This window comes from Kitasatospora terrestris, assembly GCF_039542905.1.
Classification (GTDB): domain Bacteria; phylum Actinomycetota; class Actinomycetes; order Streptomycetales; family Streptomycetaceae; genus Kitasatospora; species Kitasatospora terrestris.
Map to the genome: position 1 here is coordinate 2,445,840 of NZ_BAABIS010000001.1, position 17,519 is coordinate 2,463,358.

Annotated in this window: 13 protein-coding genes; 7 read left to right on the forward strand and 6 right to left on the reverse strand. The window is 73.9% G+C overall.

Annotation, left to right across the window (positions count from 1 at the left end; all coding sequences use genetic code 11):
* Positions 1-17: 17 nt before the first annotated feature.
* Both ABEB06_RS11290 and ABEB06_RS11295 read right to left on the reverse strand, forming a co-directional pair.
* Positions 18-2,528, reverse strand: a complete 2,511-nt coding sequence (locus ABEB06_RS11290) for a putative T7SS-secreted protein (RefSeq protein ID WP_345696699.1) — start codon at positions 2,526-2,528, stop codon at positions 18-20.
* Complete coding sequence (locus ABEB06_RS11295; RefSeq protein WP_345696700.1) at positions 2,528-3,148, reverse strand: hypothetical protein; 621 nt, start codon at positions 3,146-3,148, stop codon at positions 2,528-2,530. Before ABEB06_RS11295 ends, ABEB06_RS11290 begins: the two co-directional genes overlap by 1 nt.
* A 279-nt stretch (positions 3,149-3,427) precedes the next feature.
* Here ABEB06_RS11295 and ABEB06_RS11300 point away from each other — a divergent pair, with 279 nt between their 5' ends.
* The 4 genes from ABEB06_RS11300 (at position 3,428) to ABEB06_RS11315 (ending at position 9,161) form a co-directional block, all read left to right on the forward strand.
* Positions 3,428-4,924 carry a leucyl aminopeptidase gene (locus ABEB06_RS11300; RefSeq protein WP_345696701.1) on the forward strand — a complete coding sequence of 499 codons (1,497 nt, stop codon included), beginning with the start codon at positions 3,428-3,430 and terminating at the stop codon, positions 4,922-4,924.
* A gap of 369 nt (positions 4,925-5,293) precedes the next feature.
* Complete coding sequence (gene lpdA, locus ABEB06_RS11305) at positions 5,294-6,700, forward strand: dihydrolipoyl dehydrogenase (RefSeq protein ID WP_345696702.1); 1,407 nt, start codon at positions 5,294-5,296, stop codon at positions 6,698-6,700.
* A gap of 69 nt (positions 6,701-6,769) precedes the next feature.
* Positions 6,770-8,530, forward strand: a complete 1,761-nt coding sequence (gene sucB / locus ABEB06_RS11310) for a 2-oxoglutarate dehydrogenase, E2 component, dihydrolipoamide succinyltransferase (protein ID WP_345696703.1) — start codon at positions 6,770-6,772, stop codon at positions 8,528-8,530.
* A gap of 115 nt (positions 8,531-8,645) precedes the next feature.
* On the forward strand, positions 8,646-9,161 hold the full coding sequence (locus tag ABEB06_RS11315) for a DUF4240 domain-containing protein (protein ID WP_345696704.1): 516 nt from the start codon (positions 8,646-8,648) through the stop codon (positions 9,159-9,161).
* Between the two features lie 42 nt (positions 9,162-9,203).
* Here the strand turns inward: ABEB06_RS11315 and ABEB06_RS11320 are convergent, their stop codons facing one another.
* Both ABEB06_RS11320 and ABEB06_RS11325 read right to left on the reverse strand, forming a co-directional pair.
* Complete coding sequence (locus ABEB06_RS11320) at positions 9,204-10,139, reverse strand: DUF2510 domain-containing protein (protein WP_345696705.1); 936 nt, start codon at positions 10,137-10,139, stop codon at positions 9,204-9,206.
* 236 nt (positions 10,140-10,375) lie between these two features.
* On the reverse strand, positions 10,376-10,882 hold the full coding sequence (locus tag ABEB06_RS11325; RefSeq protein WP_425559611.1) for a GNAT family N-acetyltransferase: 507 nt from the start codon (positions 10,880-10,882) through the stop codon (positions 10,376-10,378).
* A gap of 84 nt (positions 10,883-10,966) precedes the next feature.
* Between ABEB06_RS11325 and ABEB06_RS11330 the strand changes: the two genes are divergently transcribed.
* On the forward strand, positions 10,967-11,872 hold the full coding sequence (locus ABEB06_RS11330; protein ID WP_345696707.1) for a TIGR01777 family oxidoreductase: 906 nt from the start codon (positions 10,967-10,969) through the stop codon (positions 11,870-11,872).
* A 327-nt stretch (positions 11,873-12,199) separates the two neighbouring features.
* Positions 12,200-13,603, forward strand: a complete 1,404-nt coding sequence (locus tag ABEB06_RS11335) for an NAD(P)/FAD-dependent oxidoreductase (RefSeq protein WP_345696708.1) — start codon at positions 12,200-12,202, stop codon at positions 13,601-13,603.
* Positions 13,604-13,698: 95 nt separating this feature from the next.
* On the opposite strand, the gene ABEB06_RS11340 is transcribed toward ABEB06_RS11335, so the two are convergent.
* On the reverse strand, positions 13,699-14,094 hold the full coding sequence (locus ABEB06_RS11340) for a hypothetical protein (RefSeq protein ID WP_345696709.1): 396 nt from the start codon (positions 14,092-14,094) through the stop codon (positions 13,699-13,701).
* A 642-nt stretch (positions 14,095-14,736) separates the two neighbouring features.
* Positions 14,737-16,437: an NsdA family TPR-like regulatory protein gene (locus tag ABEB06_RS11345; RefSeq protein WP_345696710.1), complete on the reverse strand. Its 1,701-nt coding sequence runs from the start codon at positions 16,435-16,437 to the stop codon at positions 14,737-14,739.
* A 297-nt stretch (positions 16,438-16,734) separates the two neighbouring features.
* Here ABEB06_RS11345 and ABEB06_RS11350 point away from each other — a divergent pair, with 297 nt between their 5' ends.
* The gene (locus ABEB06_RS11350) at positions 16,735-17,496 is read left to right on the forward strand and encodes a 3-hydroxybutyrate dehydrogenase (RefSeq protein WP_345696711.1); all 762 of its coding nucleotides are present in this window, start codon (positions 16,735-16,737) and stop codon (positions 17,494-17,496) included.
* Positions 17,497-17,519: the final 23 nt, after the last annotated feature.

Sequence of the window (17,519 nt, forward strand, 5' to 3'; positions counted from 1 at the left end):
TTCACTCTTTTCCGTCGTCATGCGATGGGAAGGATGTCGGCGAAGATGTGGACCTGGTTGCCCTCCATCAGCGTCCTGTTGACCCGCCATTGGAGGTTGCGGCCCAGCAGCAGTTCACGCTCGGTGCTGCCGATCGACCCCACCTTCTCCATCCACATGCCGGGGGTGCCGGCCGGTGCCCTGAGGTGCACGATGGCGTCCTTGCCGGTCCACATGGCCGGGGAGCCGCCGAGCGAGGTGGACATGTAGCCGCGCTCGGTGAACACCTGGCCCTCCAGCCGCTTCGGGTCGCCGATGCCGCCGAGGAAGTCGAGGTCGGTGCCGCGGGTGAGGACGATGTCGTGCGGGAGCGGCTGGCGGTCGAGCGCCCGGTCCATCGCCCGCACGGAGGCGCCGAGGTTGGTGCCGGCGTCGAGCGGGGCGCCGTCCGCCTCCCGGAGCCCGCCGTTGATCTTCTCGTACGTCATCTTGTTGGCACCCGCGTTCCCCTCGCCCCGGGTGTACCCCTCCAGGGCGTACTCCTCGTTGCGGGGCAGCGCGTCGGCGGTCTTGTCCCAGGTCCGCCTGGCGTACGCCTGGGCGGCGTCGGAGTCCTCGAACCTCTTCACGCCGGGCTGGGACTGCTGCTCCAGCTCGGCGTGGCGGATGTCCTCGCGCTGCCGGTCGAGGGCGCGGGCCCGGTCGAAGTCGCTCATCGGCGGCTCGGACTTCTCCGCCGGGGCCGGCTCGGGCTCGTGCGCGGGGGCTTCGCCGCCCTCGTGGGCCGGGGCGTCCGGGTCGGTGGTGTGCGCGTCGTCGGGGGCGGTCGGCTCGTGGGCCTGCTCGGGCGCGGGCTCCGGGGCCGGCTCGTGGACGGGCTCGTGGGTCGGTTCGGGCGCGGGCTCGTGAGCGGGCGCGGGCTCCGGCTCCGGTGTGTGCCCGGGCGTCGGGTCGGCGGGCTCGTGGGGACGGGCGGGCGCCGGCTCCGCCACCGGCTCGTGGACGGGGGCCGGCTCCGGCGCCGGCGTGTGCGGGGCCGGGGCGGGTTCCGGCGCCGGCGTGTGCGGGGCCGGCGCGGGTTCCGGCGCCGGGCGGAACGGGGCGGGTTCCGGGGCCGGGTGGTAGGGCGCGGCCTCGGGGGCCGGGGCGTGCGGGGCGGACGTGGGCTGGGTGACGGTGTTGAACGGGTCGGCGGAGCCGCCGCCGTACGCCTGCGGGGCGGGCTGGTCGGTGCGCGGGACGTTCTCCGGCCAGGCCTGCCGGGGCGGGGCGCCGGGCGGGTCGAAGGCGTTGAGCCCGGCCCGCTCGCCCGCGTTGGCGCCCGCCCGCTCGCCGGTGTTGACCGCGGCCCGCTCACCGACGTTGACGGCGCCGCGCTCGGCGATGTCGATCGCCCCGCGCTCGGCGCTGTTCATGGCGATGTTCTTGACCACGACGCCGGCCTCGCTGCCGCCGCCGGTGACCATGCCGGAGCCGATGTTGAAGATCATCTTGCCGCCGGCCTCGAACGGGTCGTCGCCCCAGCCGGTGCCGACCATCGCCTTCCCGAGTTCCACCGGGTGGTTGGCGGTGGTGACCAGGCCCGCGAGGGTGGTGTTGACGTGGTCCATGTACTGCGCGGGGTGGCTGAGGTTGTACGGGTCCATCGGGTTGAGTCCGCGGGCGAACTTCAGCAGGTCCGCGCCGCCCTTGACGACGCCGCCCTGGAGGTGGACGTAGCCGACGGCGGCGACGTCGAAGGAGTCCGCGGCGGCGGCGCCGAGGCGGTCCATGAAACTGGGCTTGGCGGGTGCCCGGCCGACCGCGCCGCGCAGCGACTGGGCGGCCGTCCGGGCCGCCGAGTCGCGTTGCTTGCGGGCGTTCTTGAGCTGCTCGACGGCCTGCTTGAGCCCGGCCTCGCCCGGGTCGTGGAAGTCCCCGGGCCGGTTCGGCGGGGTACCGGGGTCGCCGCCCGACGCGGCGGTCTTGTTGTAGTGGTCGGCGGCCCTGTTGTAGTCGTCGACGGCGCGCTCGTGGGCGTCGCGGGCGTCCTCGGAGGCCTTCTTGGCGGTCCTGTAGGTGTCGATCGCCTGCTGTGCCTGGTCCTGCGCCCACTGCACGGTCTCGGCGTACGCGTACAGCGCGGTCGAGGCGGAGCCGCAGGCGTCGGCTGCGGCCAGCCACATCGGCGGGTGCGGGGCGAACTTGGCGCGGAAGGCGTCGGCGGCGGAGCCCCGCCAGTGCTCGTGGTCGAGCTTGGTGAGGCCGGACCCGGTCTCGTCGAAGGCGGTGCGGAACTTGTCGAGGTGCTGGGCGGTCTCGTTGATCTTCTTGACGTCGCCGTGGACCAGTTCCTTCGGGTCGTCGGTCATGCCGAGCCCGAGCTCGCCGATGTGCACGCCCATCGAGTCGGCGACGCTGTCGCCCCACTTGTCGACGGCATGCGCGGCGCCGTCCAGGCCGACCGCGTCCAGCAGGCCGCCGGCGGCGTGGGCGTTGGCGTCGACGAACTCCCCGACGGCGCGCTTGCCGGAGTCGACCAGGTTGCCGACGCTGTCGAGCCACCCCATCAGTGGGCTCCCCGCGTCATCTGCTGGTAGGCGGCGTTCTCCTGCTGGGCCTCCTGCTTGAGGCGCGCGGCGTGCTCCGGGTCGTGGGCGAGGTTGGGGTGGCCGAGCGCGATCCGGCTCTCCAGCAGGTCGGCCCCGGTGTTCTTCCAGGTGGCGTCGGAGTGCAGGGCCGCGGCCTCGAAGGACCGGGCCGAGTAGTCGGCGTTGGCGAACTGGGTGACCGCGTTGTCCTTGAGCGTGTCGCCCCAGGACCGGCCCTCGACCTCCTCCTGGGTCAGGTTGGGGTTGCCCATCGCGGCGCTGTAGACGTCCTTGGCCACGCCGGAGACGTACTGCTCCTGGTCGTGGTAGAGCCCGGCGGACAGGTTCAGCCGCTCGGCGAACTGGTTGCCGTCCTGGATCATCGCCCGGACCCCCCAGCCCCAGCGCTCGCAGAACTCGTCGAGGACGCCCTGCAGATCGGGGTGGCCGATCTCCATCCCGGTCAGTTTCAGGTTCTCGAACCCGCGGCCGACCTCGGCGGTCTCCACGATCCCGATCGACTTGAGCTCGTCGATCGAGTGGTTGATGCCGTCGGCCGCCAGCTTCAGCGCCTGCGGATCGACCTGGTACGCGGTCACGCCTCTCCCCCCGTCCTGGGCCGCCCCGTCACGCCGGCCCGTTCCCCCCGGTGGCGAGAAGAGTACTCAATGCGAACTCACACACCGTCACCATGGCCGGGATGCGGACCGGCTCCGGTCGGGACCGGGGCGGGGCGGCATAATCCCAGCATGCGGACTAGCATGCGGGGTGCACCGTAGCCCTGCGCCCCGTTTCCCCGCGGAGTTCGGCGGGGTTATCGCCGGTACGGCAACGGAGCCGTACCCGGCTGTGGACCGCGAAAGAACAGGACGCATTACGTGACTGCACTGTCTGTGAGCACCTCCTCCGCCGCTTCGCTGCGCGCGGACGCCCTGGTGATCGGCGTGGCGAAGGGCCCGAAGGGCCTGGTCGTCACCTCGGGTGCCGAGGCCGTCGTCGAGGCCTTCGGGGGCACGCTGGCCGAGGTCCTCACCACCCTGGGCGCGACCGGCGCCGAGGGTGAGGCGGTCAAGCTCCCCGCCGCGGCCGGCTTGAAGGCCCCGCTGGTGCTGGCCGTGGGCCTGGGCGAGGCCGTCGAGGGCGGCTACCCGGCCGAGGCGCTGCGCAAGGCGGCCGGTGTCGCCGCCCGCACCCTGGCGGGTTCGAAGAAGGTCGCGCTGGCGCTGCCGGCCGGCTCCGCCGAGGAGGTCGAGGCGGTCGCGCTGGGCGCGCTGCTCGGCTCGTACGCCTTCGGCCTGTACAAGGGCGAGAACGGCAAGGCTCCGGTCGGCGAGCTGGCCCTGCTGACCGACCGCAAGGGCTCCAAGGAGGCCAAGGCGGCCGTCGAGCGCGCCACCGCGATCGGCGAGGAGATGAACCGCGCCCGCGACCTCATCAACACCGCCCCGAACGACCTCAACCCGAAGTCCTTCGCCTCGCTCGCGCAGACGGTGGGCAAGGAGCACGGCCTCAAGGTCGAGGTGCTGGACGAGAAGGCGCTGGCCAAGGGCGGCTTCGGCGGCATCCTGGGCGTCGGCGTCGGCTCCGCCAACCCGCCGCGGCTGGTGAAGGTGGTCTACACCCACCCGAAGGCCCGGGCCTCGCTCGCCTTCGTCGGCAAGGGCATCACCTACGACTCGGGCGGCATCTCGCTGAAGCCGGCCGGCCACAACGAGACCATGAAGTGCGACATGTCCGGCGCCGCCGCCGTGTTCGCCGCCGTGGTCGCCGCCAAGCGCCTGGGCCTGCAGGTCAACGTCACCGGCTGGCTGGCGCTGGCCGAGAACATGCCGTCCGGCTCCGCCACCCGCCCCGGCGACGTGCTGCGGATGTACGGCGGCAAGACCGTCGAGGTGCTGAACACCGACGCCGAGGGCCGCCTGGTGCTGGCCGACGCGATCGTCAAGGCCGGCGAGGACAAGCCGGACGTGATCGTGGACGTCGCCACCCTGACCGGCGCGATGGTGCTCGCCCTGGGCACCCGCACCTTCGGCGTGATGGCCAACAACGACGAGCTGCGCACCAAGCTGCACGAGACCGCCGGCGCGGTGGGCGAGCAGTCCTGGCCGATGCCGCTCCCGGCCGACCTGCGCAAGGGCATGGTCGAGTCGACCGTCGCCGACCTCGCCAACATGGGCGAGCGGATGGGCGGCGGCCTGGTGGCCGGCCTGTTCCTGAAGGAGTTCGTCGCCGAGGGCATCGACTGGGCGCACCTCGACATCGCCGGCCCGGCGTTCAACGAGGGCGGCCCGCACGGCTACACCCCGAAGGGCGGCACCGCGAGCGCGGTGCGCACCCTGGTCCGCTTCGCGGAGGACACCGCCGCGGGCGTCTGAACGACGCGGTAGACGTCAGGGGCCCCGCCGGTGCGGGGCCCCTTTCGCATTACCAGCGAGTAGCTTCCGGCACAAGAGCGGTCGCCTGTTCGCCTCGGGCGAAACTTTGTTCCGCAGAGTGGAACGGGGCCGCTCGACGGGTCTGTCAAGTCGACCTCCCCGCTCCGACATCACGCCTGTGAGCTGCGCTGATACCCCCACGTACGGGGTATTCCGACCCTCGTGTACGGTCGTCCGGCCCACGTCGTGGCAGCCCCGGACATCAGTCGCCGCCAACAAGTGCAAAGATGTATTTCCGGCACGACTGGGCGCGCCCTTACAAGGGTCACCCACCCACCGGACCGCGACCGGCCCGGCGATCCGCACCTTTTGCATGGAGGACGTGACGTGGCGAACGACGCCAGCACCGTTTTCGACGTAGTCATTCTCGGAGGCGGAAGCGGCGGTTACGCCGCGGCGCTCCGCGCCGCCCAGCTGGGCCTGAGCGTCGCGCTGATCGAGAAGGGCGAGCTCGGCGGCACCTGCCTGCACCGCGGCTGCATCCCGACCAAGGCCCTGCTGCACGCGGCCGAGGTCGCGGACGAGACCCGCGAGGCGGGCGAGTTCGGCGTCCTCGCCACCTTCCAGGGCATCGACATCAACGGCGTCCACAAGTACAAGGACGACGTCGTCTCGGGCCTGTACAAGGGCCTGCAGGGCCTGGTCGCCTCCCGCAAGGTCACCTTCATCCAGGGCGAGGGCCGGCTGTCGTCCCAGACCTCGGTGGACGTGAACGGCCAGCGCATCGAGGGCCGCCACATCGTCCTGGCGACCGGCTCGGTGCCGCGCTCGATCCCGGGCCTGGAGATCGACGGCAACCGGATCATCTCCTCCGACCACGCCCTCAAGCTCGACTACATCCCGAAGTCGGCCGTCATCCTCGGCGGCGGCGTGATCGGTGTCGAGTTCGCCTCCGTGTGGAAGTCGTTCGGCGTCGACGTCACCATCGTCGAGGGCCTGCCGCACCTCGTGCCGCTGGAGGACGAGAACTCCTCCAAGCTGCTGGAGCGTGCCTTCCGCAAGCGCGGCATCAAGTTCGAGCTCAAGGCCCGCTTCTCCGGTGTCGAGTACACCGAGACCGGCATCCGCGTCTCCACCGAGAACGGCAAGGTCATCGAGGCGGACGTGCTGCTCGTCGCGATCGGCCGCGGCCCGGTCTCGGCCGGCCTCGGCTACGAGGAGCAGGGCGTCGCGATGGACCGCGGCTACGTCCTGGTCGACGAGTTCATGCGCACCAACGTGCAGACCATCTCCGCCGTCGGCGACCTGGCCCCGACCCTCCAGCTGGCCCACGTCGGCTTCGCCGAGGGCATCCTGGTGGCCGAGCGCCTGGCCGGTCTGAAGACCGTTCCGATCGACTACGACGGCATCCCGCGCGTCACCTACTCCAACCCCGAGGTCGCCTCGGTGGGCCTCTCCGAGGCCAAGGCCGTCGAGCAGTACGGCAAGGAGAAGGTCGTCACCCTGAAGTACAACCTGGCCGGCAACGGCAAGAGCAAGATCCTCAAGACCGCCGGCGAGATCAAGCTCGTCCAGGTCAAGGACGGCGCCGTGGTGGGTGTCCACATGGTCGGCGCCCGGATGGGCGAGCAGGTCGGCGAGGCCCAGCTGATCTACAACTGGGAGGCCCTGCCCTCCGAGGTCGCGCAGCTCATCCACGCGCACCCCAGCCAGTCCGAGGCCCTCGGTGAGGCGCACCTGGCGCTGGCCGGCAAGCCGCTGCACGCGCACGACTGATAGCGCCCGCTTCCTCCTTCCCATACCTGTACGACTCGTACGCAAGACTTGATAGGAGTCGCTGAAACCATGGCGGTCTCAGTAACACTGCCCGCGCTGGGCGAGAGCGTGACCGAAGGCACCGTCACCCGCTGGCTGAAGGCCGAGGGTGAGCGCGTGGAGGTCGACGAGCCGCTGCTCGAGGTCTCCACCGACAAGGTCGACACCGAGATCCCGGCGCCGGCCTCCGGCATCCTGGCCTCGATCAAGGTCGGCGAGGACGAGACGGTCGAGGTGGGCGCCGAGCTGGCGATCATCGACGACGGCAGCGGCGCCCCCGTGGCCGCCGCCCCGGCCGCCGAGGCCGCTCCGGCTGCCGAGGCCGCTCCGGCCCCGGTCGCCGAGGCCCCCGCCGCCGCCCCGGCCCCCGAGGCCGACGCTCCGGCCGCTGCCGCTCCGGCCGCCGACGCCACCCCGGTGCTGCTGCCGGCGCTCGGCGAGTCGGTCACCGAGGGCACCGTCACCCGCTGGCTGAAGGCCGAGGGCGACACCGTCGAGGTCGACGAGCCGCTGCTCGAGGTCTCCACCGACAAGGTCGACACCGAGATCCCGTCGCCGGTCGCCGGCGTCGTCGTGAAGATCCTGGTCGGCGAGGACGAGACCGCCGAGGTCGGCGCCCAGCTCGCGCTGATCGGCGCTCCGGGTGCCGCTCCGGCCGCCGCCGCTCCGGCTGCCCCGGCCGCCCCGGCTGCCGCTCCGGCTCCGGCTGCCGCTCCGGCTCCGGTCGCCGCCCCGGCCCCGGCTGCTCCGGCCGCCCCGGCCCCCGCGCCGGTCGCCGCCGCTCCGGCCCCGGCTGCCCCGGCCCCGGCCGCTCCGGCTCCGGTCGCCGCCCCGGCCGCCCCGGCTGCCGCCCCCGTGGCCGACGCCGGTGACGCCTACGTCACCCCGCTGGTCCGCAAGCTCGCCGCGGAGCAGGGCGTCGCCCTGTCCGCCGTCACCGGCACCGGTGTCGGCGGCCGCATCCGCAAGCAGGACGTGATCGCCGCCGCCGAGGCCGCGAAGGCCGCCCCGGCCCCCGTCGCCGCCCCGGCCGCTGCCGCCGCCCCGAAGGCCGCCGCCGCGCCGTCCGCGCTGCGCGGCCAGACGGTCAAGATGACCCGCATGCGCAAGGTCATCGGCGACAACATGCTGAAGGCGCTGCACGAGCAGGCGCAGCTCACCAGCGTGGTCGAGGTGGACGTCACCCGGATCATGTCGCTGCGCGGCAGGGCCAAGGACTCCTTCCTCGCCCGCGAGGGCGTGAAGCTGTCCCCGATGCCGTTCTTCGTCAAGGCCGCCGCCCAGGCGCTGAAGGCCCACGCGGTCGTCAACGCCCGGATCAACGAGGCCGAGGGCACCATTACCTACTTCGACACCGAGAACATCGGTATCGCGGTGGACTCGGAGAAGGGTCTGATGACCCCGGTCATCAAGGGTGCGGGCGACCTCAACATCGCCGGCATCTCGAAGAAGACCGCCGAGCTGGCCGACAAGGTCCGCAACAACAAGATCACCCCGGACGAGCTGTCCGGCGCGACCTTCACCATCAGCAACACCGGTTCGCGCGGCGCCCTGTTCGACACCGTGATCGTGCCGCCGAACCAGGTCGCCATCCTGGGCATCGGCGCCACCGTCAAGCGCCCGGTGGTCATCGAGTCCGACGGCGGCACCGCCATCGGCATCCGCGACATGACCTACCTGTCGCTCTCCTACGACCACCGCCTGGTGGACGGCGCCGACGCCGCCCGCTACCTGGTCGCGGTCAAGGAGATCCTGGAGGCCGGCGAGTTCGAGGTCGAGCTCGGCCTGTAAGGCCCGGCGCGTCCGCGACGCTCACTCCGAAGGCCCCCGTCCGGCACCCGCCGGACGGGGGCCTTCGCGTGCCGCGCGTGCGGGCGTGGTGGCGAACGGGGATGCTGGAGCGGTGATGGACGAGACCGACTTCTGGCAGTTGATCGACGAGACCAGGGACGCCGCCGACGGGGATCCGGACGAGCAGGCGGACGCGCTGGTGGAGCGACTCGTCCAGCTGACCCCGGACGACGTGGTGGACTTCGCCCGGCTGTTCGAGGCGCGGTTCCAGCGGGCGTACACGGTGGAACTGTGGGGGGCGGCGCACCTGGTGCTCGGCGGGGCCTCCGAGGACTCCTTCGACTACTTCCGGTGCTGGCTGATCGGGCAGGGCCGGGAGGTGTTCGAGGGCACGGCGCACCAGCCGGACGCCCTGGCGGAGCTGGTGCCCGACTTCGACGAGGAGGAGGACGGCGAGGCCGAGGACCTGGGCTACGCCGCGGACGAGGCGTACGAGCAGCTCACCGGGCTGCCGCTGCCGGACGTCGGCGGAACGCCGCCGCGCGCGCCGGCCGGCGTGCCGTTCGACTTCACGGACGCCGACCAGCTGGCGAAGCGGTACCCGCGGCTGTGGGAGCTGTTCGGGGAGTGAGCCGGGCGGGCTGCCACGTGGTTCGGTGCGCGGAGGGCGGGATCAGGTGCCGGAGCCGGAGCCGAGCGTCCGGATGCCGGCCGTGATCTGGTCGAGGACCACCGGGTCGGGGGCCTGGGCGCTGTCGTCCACGCCGCCGTGCAGGATCGTGTAGCCGCCGCCCGGGGCAGGGACGGCGACGACCAGCAGGTAGCCCTCCTCGCCGGTGGTCGGGGTGACGTGCCAGCGCACCGCGTACCCCTTCGCCCCGGCGACCGTGATGGTGCCGGAACCGAGCTCCTCGTGGTCCTCCAGGTCACCGAAGGAGCGCGGGGCGTACACCGCCATCACGGCCTCGGCGACCGTACGGGCGTCGGTGCCCGGGCTGGCCTCGACCTCCACCGAGTACTGGCCGCGCACGCACTTCGAGGTCTGGCCGCACTCGTACTCGCCGACGCTCTGGAACACGGTGGAGGTGGTGCCGGTCGTCAGCCGGGGCACCCAGCCGTTGGCGATCGGGACGCTCCAGCCGTGCGTCCGGTCGTCCAGCGCCTTGCCGCTCAGCGCGGTGCCGGAAGGCGCGGGCTGCGCGGACCGGGAGGCGGAGGGGCGCGGGCTCGCGGAGGCGCTGCGGCTGGGCGCGGCCGAGCGGGAGGCGGACGGCGCCGCGATCGGGCTCCGGGAGGGGGTGGGGTCCGGGTCGCCGCCCGGGATGAACGCGACGGCGGCGGCGATCGCGCCGCCGATGACGGCGAGGGAGGCGACCGTCGCACCGATCACCAGGCCGTTGCGGCGCGGCGGCGCGGGCAGTTGCCCGGGCGGCGGCGCGGGCTGCTGGGACGGCATCGGCGGGACGGCGGCGCCGGGCCAGGCCTGGGTGGGGGCGTCGGCGATCCGGTGCGCGGGGCGGGTGTCGGCCGTCCACGCGGTGCCGTCCCACCAGCGTTCCTCGGTGGTGCCGGGGACGGGGTACCAGCCGGGCGGCGTCGGGGTGCTCATTCCCGTAACGGTACTGGCCGACGCTGCACCGGCGGGAGGGCATCGGAGGTCACGAATCGGCTCGCCCGGGCCCCTTGACGCCGGGTCGGGGCCGGGCGGGGCGCCAGGTCGAGACGGTCGGGCTGGCCACCCACGGGCCACCCACGGGCCGGTGCGCGGTCAGGCGGCCGGTGCGTGGTCAGGCGCCGGTGCGCGGCCGGGCCGGCCGGTCCGCGGTCAGGCCGGCCGGTGCGGGGTCAGGCGGTGAGGCTGCGGCCCATCCAGACGTCGTCGACGTACGCGCCGTCGAGCAGGAACTCGCCGGGGAGGATGCCGTCCACGGTGAAGCCGCGGCGCTCGTAGAGGCGGCGGGCCGGGCCGTTGTGGGCGAGCACCCGCAGGGTCATCTTCCGGGCGCCGGCCGCGCGGGCGGCCTCGCAGGCGGCCTCGATCAGCGCGTCCCCCACGCCGAGCCCGCGGGCGTCCGGCAGCACGCCGAGGCCCTGGATCTGCCGGACGTGCGCGTTGGAGCGCAGCGGGGTCGGCGGCACCTGGCGGACGTACCCCACCAGCCGGCCGTCGAGTTCGGCGACCAGGTGCTGCTCCGGGGTGTGCGCCTCGTCGAAGAACGGCCGGCCCTCGGGGGGCTGCGGCGCGACGGCGTGCAGGGTGGACCAGACGGCGTGGTCGAGCTCGGCCAGTGCCGTGTCGTCCATCGTGGTGGCCGTGCGGATCGTCAGGTGGTGCGATGACATGCGCGTCATGCTAATTCGGCAACTCGCTTTGTCCAGCGGATTTCTGCGGGCCGGTGCGGGCGCCCGCGGCGGGGGGCCTGGAAGGATGGGGGCATGCGCATCGCGGTCACCGGTTCAACCGGTCACATCGGCTCCGCCCTGGTCCGTTCCCTGCTGGCCGACGGCCACCAGGTGGTGCGGCTGGTACGCCGCCGCAGCCGCACCGGGCCTCAGCCGGACGGCTCGCTCGGGGTGGGCTGGAACCCGCAGCGGCTGGAGATCGACGCGCCCGCGCTGGAGGGCCTGGACGCGGTGGTCCACCTGGCCGGCGCCGGTGTCGGCGACCGCCGCTGGACGGAGTCGTACAAGCAGGAGATCCGGGACAGCCGGGTGCTGGGCACCGAGACCCTGGCCGACGCGCTGGCCGGGCTGAAGCAGCCTCCGAAGGTGCTGCTCAGCGCCTCGGCGGTGGGCTTCTACGGGCAGACCGGGGACCGGGTGATCGACGAGACCGCGCCGGCCGGGGACGACTTCCTGGCCCGGGTCTGCGTCGAGTGGGAGTCTGCGGCCCGTCCGGCCGCGGACGCCGGGATCCGCGTGGTGCACCCGCGCACCGGCATGGTGCTGGACCGGCACGGCGGCGCCGGGGCGCGGCTGCTCCCGCTGTTCCGGCTGGGCCTGGGCGGCCGGCTGGCCTCCGGCGAGCAGTACTGGAGCCTGATCTCACTGGCGGACGAGGTCAGGGCGATGCGCTTCCTGATCGAGCGGGAGGAGATCAGCGGTCCGGTGAACCTGGCCGGGCCGGTGCCGGCCAGCAACCGGGAGCTGACCGAGGCGCTGGGGCGGGCGCTGCGCCGGCCGACGGTGTTCGCGGTGCCGCAGTTCGCACTGGACATCGCGCTCGGCGAGATGGCGGTGGAGGTGGCGGGCAGTCACCGGGTGGTGCCGCGGCGGCTGCTGGAAGCGGGGTTCCGGTTCGAGCACGGCGACCTGGACGCGATCGTGCGCGCGGCGCTCTGACGGTCGGGCCCGCGGCGCGGGCGGGCGGCGCGGACGGGCATTCCGGCGGGGGCGCGGGCCGGGGCGCACGGTGGTACGTAGGCGGCGCGTCCAGCGCGCGGGCCGACCCCGCGCGCCCTCCGGTGTCCCGTACGCCCCTCCCGGCGCATGGCGGGCACCCCCACGCGGCGAGCGTGCCGCCGAACCGCCCCCCTCCCCCGATTAGCCGGGAAGCTCCGGTCTGACGAAGACATTGACGGGGCATCACATGGTCGGACTGCGTCCCGGCTCCTCGCCGACCCGGAGGGTTCGAGCGGAGGGGCTCCGTCAGGGAGGGAGCACACACACGTGCCCGCATACGACTTCACCCGCCGCACCGGCCGCACCACCGACCCGGACGTGGTCGTGGTCGGCGCCGGCGTCGCCGGGCTGGCCGCGGCCCGCGCGCTGGCCGAGCGCGGCCTGGACGTCCGCGTCCTGGAGGCGACCGAACGCGTCGGCGGCCGGATGGCCACCCGCGAACTGGACGGGTTCCGGCTCGACCACGGCGCCCACCTGCTCAACACCGCGTACCCGGAACCCGCCCGCCGGCTCGACCTGGACCGGCTGGAGCTGCGCCCGCTGGCCCCCGGCGTGCTGGTGCACAGCGGCGGCCGCCGGCAGCGCTACGGCGACCCGCAGCAGACCCCCGCCCGGCAGGCGGCCGTCCGCCAGCCCGGCGCGCGGCAGGCCGGCGGCGGACGGCAGCCGGCCGGCCGCGGCGGGCTGGGGAGCCCGCTCGACCGCGCCCGGCTCGGCTCCGCGCTCGCCCGGCTGGCCGCCACCCCGGTGCCCAAGCTGCTCGCCCGGCCGGAGACCACCGCCGCCCGGGCGCTCGCCGAACGCGGCCTGCCCACCCGCACCGCCGACGGCTTCCTGCGGCCGCTGCTCACCGCCCTGCTCGCCGACCCGGCGCTCGCGACCAGCAGCCGGGTCGCCGACCTGGTGCTGCGCTCGTACGCCCGCGGCCGGCTCTGCCTGCCCGCCGGCGGCATCGGCGCGGTGCCCGCGCAGCTGGCGGAGGGCCTGCCGGAGGGCACCGTCCGGTACGGCGTGGAGGTCACCGAGGTGGACTGCGACGGGGTGCGCACCGCCGAGGACGGCCGGATCCGGGCCCGCGCGGTGGTCGTCGCCACCGACGCGCCGTCCGCCGCCGCGCTGCTGCCCGGCCTGCGCCTGCCGGCCTTCCACCCCGTCACCACCTACTACCACGCGGCCGACGGCAGCCCGCTCGGCGAACCCGTGCTGCTGCTCGACGCCGACCGCACGGGCGACCCCGGCGGCGGCCCGCACGGCGTCGGCCGCTCGGGGATCTCGCACTCGCTGGTGCTCAGCGAGGTGGACCCCTCGTACGCGCCGCCCGGGCAGGCGCTGATCGCCACCACCGTGCTCGGCCGGCACACCTTCGACTCGGGCGGGCCGTCCGGCGACGAGCCGGCGGTCCGGCGGCGGCTGGCGGAGCTGTACGGCACCTCCACCGCGGGCTGGGAGTTCCTGGCGGTGCGGCACGTCCAGGACGCGGTGCCCGCCATGCCGCCGCCGCACCACTTCCGGCGCTCGGTCCGGCTGCTGGCCGGCCTGTACGTCTGCGGCGACCACCGGGACACCTCCACCGTGCAGGGCGCGCTGGTCTCCGGCCGCCGGGCCGCCGAGGCGGTGCTCCGCGACCTCGGCCTCCCGGCCACCGACCGCGCGGCGGACGTCGCGGCGTAGTCGCGGCCGGCACCTGCGCGACGGAACTCCTCCGCCCGTACCGGGGGCCGATCGGCCCCCGGTACGGGCGGAGTGCTGGTGGAACCGACCCTCGATCAGCCGACGCTCTCGACCACGCTCTTCGGACTCGGCGGGTTGATCACGTCGAAGTAGACGGCGTGCTCCTTCTTGTTCACGAAGAACTCGCCGTGGTACCGGTCGGAGGTGACGTACCGGTCGAACTCCTCGCTGTGGACCCAGTCGCCCGTGTTGTCGAGCATCGGGTCCAAGCCTGCGGGGAATCCGGCCGGAGCCTCCGGGCTCCACTTCCCCGCAGCGGCCAGCAGTTGGGTCACCCGGTCATCGGTGAGCCAGGCGACACCTCGTGCGTTGTAGTCGCTCGGTCCGATGTCCCGGTTCCCCCCGTTGCTGGACCGGACCTCCCAGCGCGCCCGGTCGAAGCCGCCGAGCTTCGGGAGCCGGTCACTGATGGCCTTCGGATCCGTGCGCACCTCCGCTGCTTCGGAGGCACCGTCCCTGCCGCCGGCACCCGGTCCTGCCCCGGCGGTGCAGCCGGCCAGCAGAAGGACACCGGCAACCACGGGCCCGGCCAATCGCCCCAGCCGTCTCATCGTTCTCCCCCACTCGGAGTTGCGGCTCCGGGGCACCCCCGGGCCCGCGTCACGTCCCGAGTCAGTGAACCAGATGACATGAAGGGCTCGGCCGGTGCCACGAAGCCAGAGTTGATCTTGACGTGGCGGCTGGGGCTGTCCCGAGTGACGCGGACTTCGAGTTCGGCGGCCCCGCACGGCGGGTGCCGGTATCCGAAGGTCCTCCTCACCCGGCAGGAGGTGCGGCGGGCCCAGGCCGGCGGCAACCACAGCCGACAGGTGCGCACCGTCGGACAAGACCTCCAGGACCGGCAGGGACGGTTGCGTCGGCGCCCTCCAGCACAGCACCGCCCCGTTCTGGATGGCGGCCCAGCCGCTTGCGCGCCTGAGTCGTCCTGCCGAATCCGCAAAGGGCTGTTGGCGGTCGAACAGGGGAATTCCGGTCAATGGCCATTGGTTCACCGAATACGCCGGCCCGGCAGGCGAAAGGCCGCCGCCCCCGCACCGTGCGGGGGCGGCGGCCCTCGGTCGTGCGACGCCGCGTCAGATCACGCCCGCCTGGCGGGCGGCCTCCTCGAAGGCGCGGACCGCCGGGGTGGTGCGGTACGGGGCGAGGCGGCGGTGGAAGTCGCGCAGGTACTCCACCGTGCGGGCGGACCGCATCTCGCCGGCCGCGCGGAGCGCGTCGGTGGCCATCGAGCAGGACTCGTCGACGTCGCCCATGCCGAGCCGGGCGCTGGCGAGCACCAGCCGGCACAGGATCCTGCTGCGGGCGTAGGCGGGGGCGCGCAGCCGCAGGGACTTCTCTGCGTGCTGGGCGGCGGGCCGCCACTGCTGCAGGTCGCGGTAGCAGTGGGCGAACTCGTCGGCGAGCTGGGCATCGTCGAAGTACCGTGCCCAGGACGGGACTTCGTCACCGGGACGGGCGGCGGCGAGGGCCCGCTCGCAGCGCACCAGCGCGGTGGTGCAGGAGCGGACGTCGCCGAGCAGGGCGTGCCCGCGGGCCTCGGCGCCGTGCATCAGCGCCTGGACCACGGGTGCGGCGACGGTGCCGACGCCCTGTTGGGCGACCCGGGCGAGCTGGATCGCCTCCCGGGCGTGCCCGAGGTGGACGGCCTGCTGGCTCATCGTGGTGAGGACGAACCCGCCGAGCACCCGGTCGCCGGCGGCCTGGGAGAGCCGCAGCGCCTGGACGAAGTACCGCTGGGCGAGGCCGTGGGCGGCGATGTCGAAGGACGTCCATCCGGCGAGCCGGGTCAGGTCCGAGACGGCGCCGAACAGGGCGCGGCCGATCTGTTCGCCGTAGCGGCCGCGCAGCATCGGCTCGGCCTCGCTCTCCAGGTAGCGCACCAGGGCCTGCCGGGCGTGGCCGCCGCCGTACGCCTGGTCGAGGGCGCGGAACAGGTCGCCGACGGCGCGGATGGCGGCGATGTCGCCGCGCCCGACCCGGATCGGCGGCCGGTGTTCGCGCCCGCCGCCCTCCGGGTGCTCCCCCGCGCCCGCCGGGCGGCGGCTCTGCTGCGGGACCCGGGGGGCCGCCCCGCCGTGCGGGCCGGGATGCGCGCCGGGGTGCCCGGGCCGGCCGGGGTGGGGGTCGGTGCGCAGTTCCTCGGGCGGCAGGGTGGAGCCGTCCCGGGCGACCCGCTCGTCGGTGCGGCCGATCAGCCAGTCCCGGCTGGGGACGACCAGGCCGGCCGGGGTGAAGGCGATCTTGCGCAGCTCGGCGTAGGGCCCGTTGTCCTTGCGCCACATGGAGGCGACGATGTCGACGGCCTCCTGCGGGGTCTCGGCGAACTCCAGGCCGGCGTAGACCGGGGCGCAGGCGTCCAGGCCCACGTCCTGGGCGGTGAGCCGGCGGCCGAGCCGGCGGGTGAAGACCTCGGCGATCAGTGCCGGGGTGGCGCCGCGCGGCTGCTGGCCGCGCAGCCAGCGGGTCACGGAGGTCTTGTCGTAGCGCAGGTCCAGGCCGTGCTCGAGACCCAGTTGGTCGACCCTTCGGGCGAGCCCGGCGTGCGAGAAGCCGGACTCCTCGATCAGGGCGGCGAGAAGGGGGTTCTGCGGGCGCGCGGCGGCGGGGCCGTCCGCCGCGTGCTCGTCGGAATCCTCGTCGAGGGCGTGCGCGGTGGCGTCGTCCGGCTCGGCCGGGCGCTGGTCGAGCCGGTGGAGCGGGTCGAGCCGGTGGGGCGGGTCGAGCGGGTCGAGCGGGTCGTACGCCGGGCGGTCGGTTGCGGGAAGTTGGGACATGTCAGTCATCACCTCTCGAGCGCCGCCCCGGCCCCCTCTGCCCGGATCGACGCCCCCTGTCGGGAATCGGCGCGAATGTAGCGAGCATTCGGGCGCTATGGGTGGATCTGGGCCCTCAGTCCTCCGAACGGGTGACTGAGTGGCGCTCATTGTGGGGAAGCCGGGGCCCGCGGTGTTTGAGTGAGGGAGCTGCTGTGCCCGATTCACCGGCATGGCGGGATCCGCCACCGCCGGGGCCGTTTCTGTGGCGGTCGCCCACATAGGAGTCGGAGCCGCGGATTCCTACCGTTCTCGGCCATGGACACCTCTTCCGCCCCCCAGCTGGCGGGCCGTACCGCCCTGGTCACCGGTGCCGCCTCCGGCATCGGCCGGGCCTGTGCCGAGGCCTTCGCCGCGGCCGGCGCCCGGGTCTACGTCGTCGACCTGGCCGCCGACCCCGCCAAGCGGCTCGCCGACGCGATCGGCGGCACGGCCGTGGTCGCCGACCTCTCGGACCCGGACGCGGTGGAGGCCCTGCCGGACGACGCCGACGTCGTCGTCAACAACGCCGGCCTCCAGCACGTCGCGCCGCTGCACGAGTTCCCGGTCGACCGCTTCGCGCTGATCCAGCGGGTGATGGTCGAGGCCCCGTTCCGGATCCTGCGCCGCACCCTGCCGCACATGTACGGGCAGGAGTGGGGCCGGATCATCAACATCTCCTCGGTGCACGGCCTGCGGGCCAGCGCCTTCAAGTCCGCCTACGTCACCGCCAAGCACGGTCTGGAGGGCCTGAGCAAGACGGCCGCCCTGGAGGGCGCCCCGTACGGCGTGACCAGCAACTGCATCAACCCCGGCTACGTGCGCACCCCGCTGGTGGAGAAGCAGATCGCCGCGCAGGCGCTGGCGCACGGCATCCACGAGGACGAGGTGGTCGAGCAGATCATGCTCGACCGCACCGCGGTGAAGCGGCTGATCGAGCCGGACGAGGTGGCGCAGCTCGCCGTCTGGCTGTGCTCCCCCGCCGCGTCCTACATCACCGGCGCCAGCCTGCCCGTGGACGGCGGCTGGACCGCCCACTGACCCCCGAGCCCTCTCCCCCACCC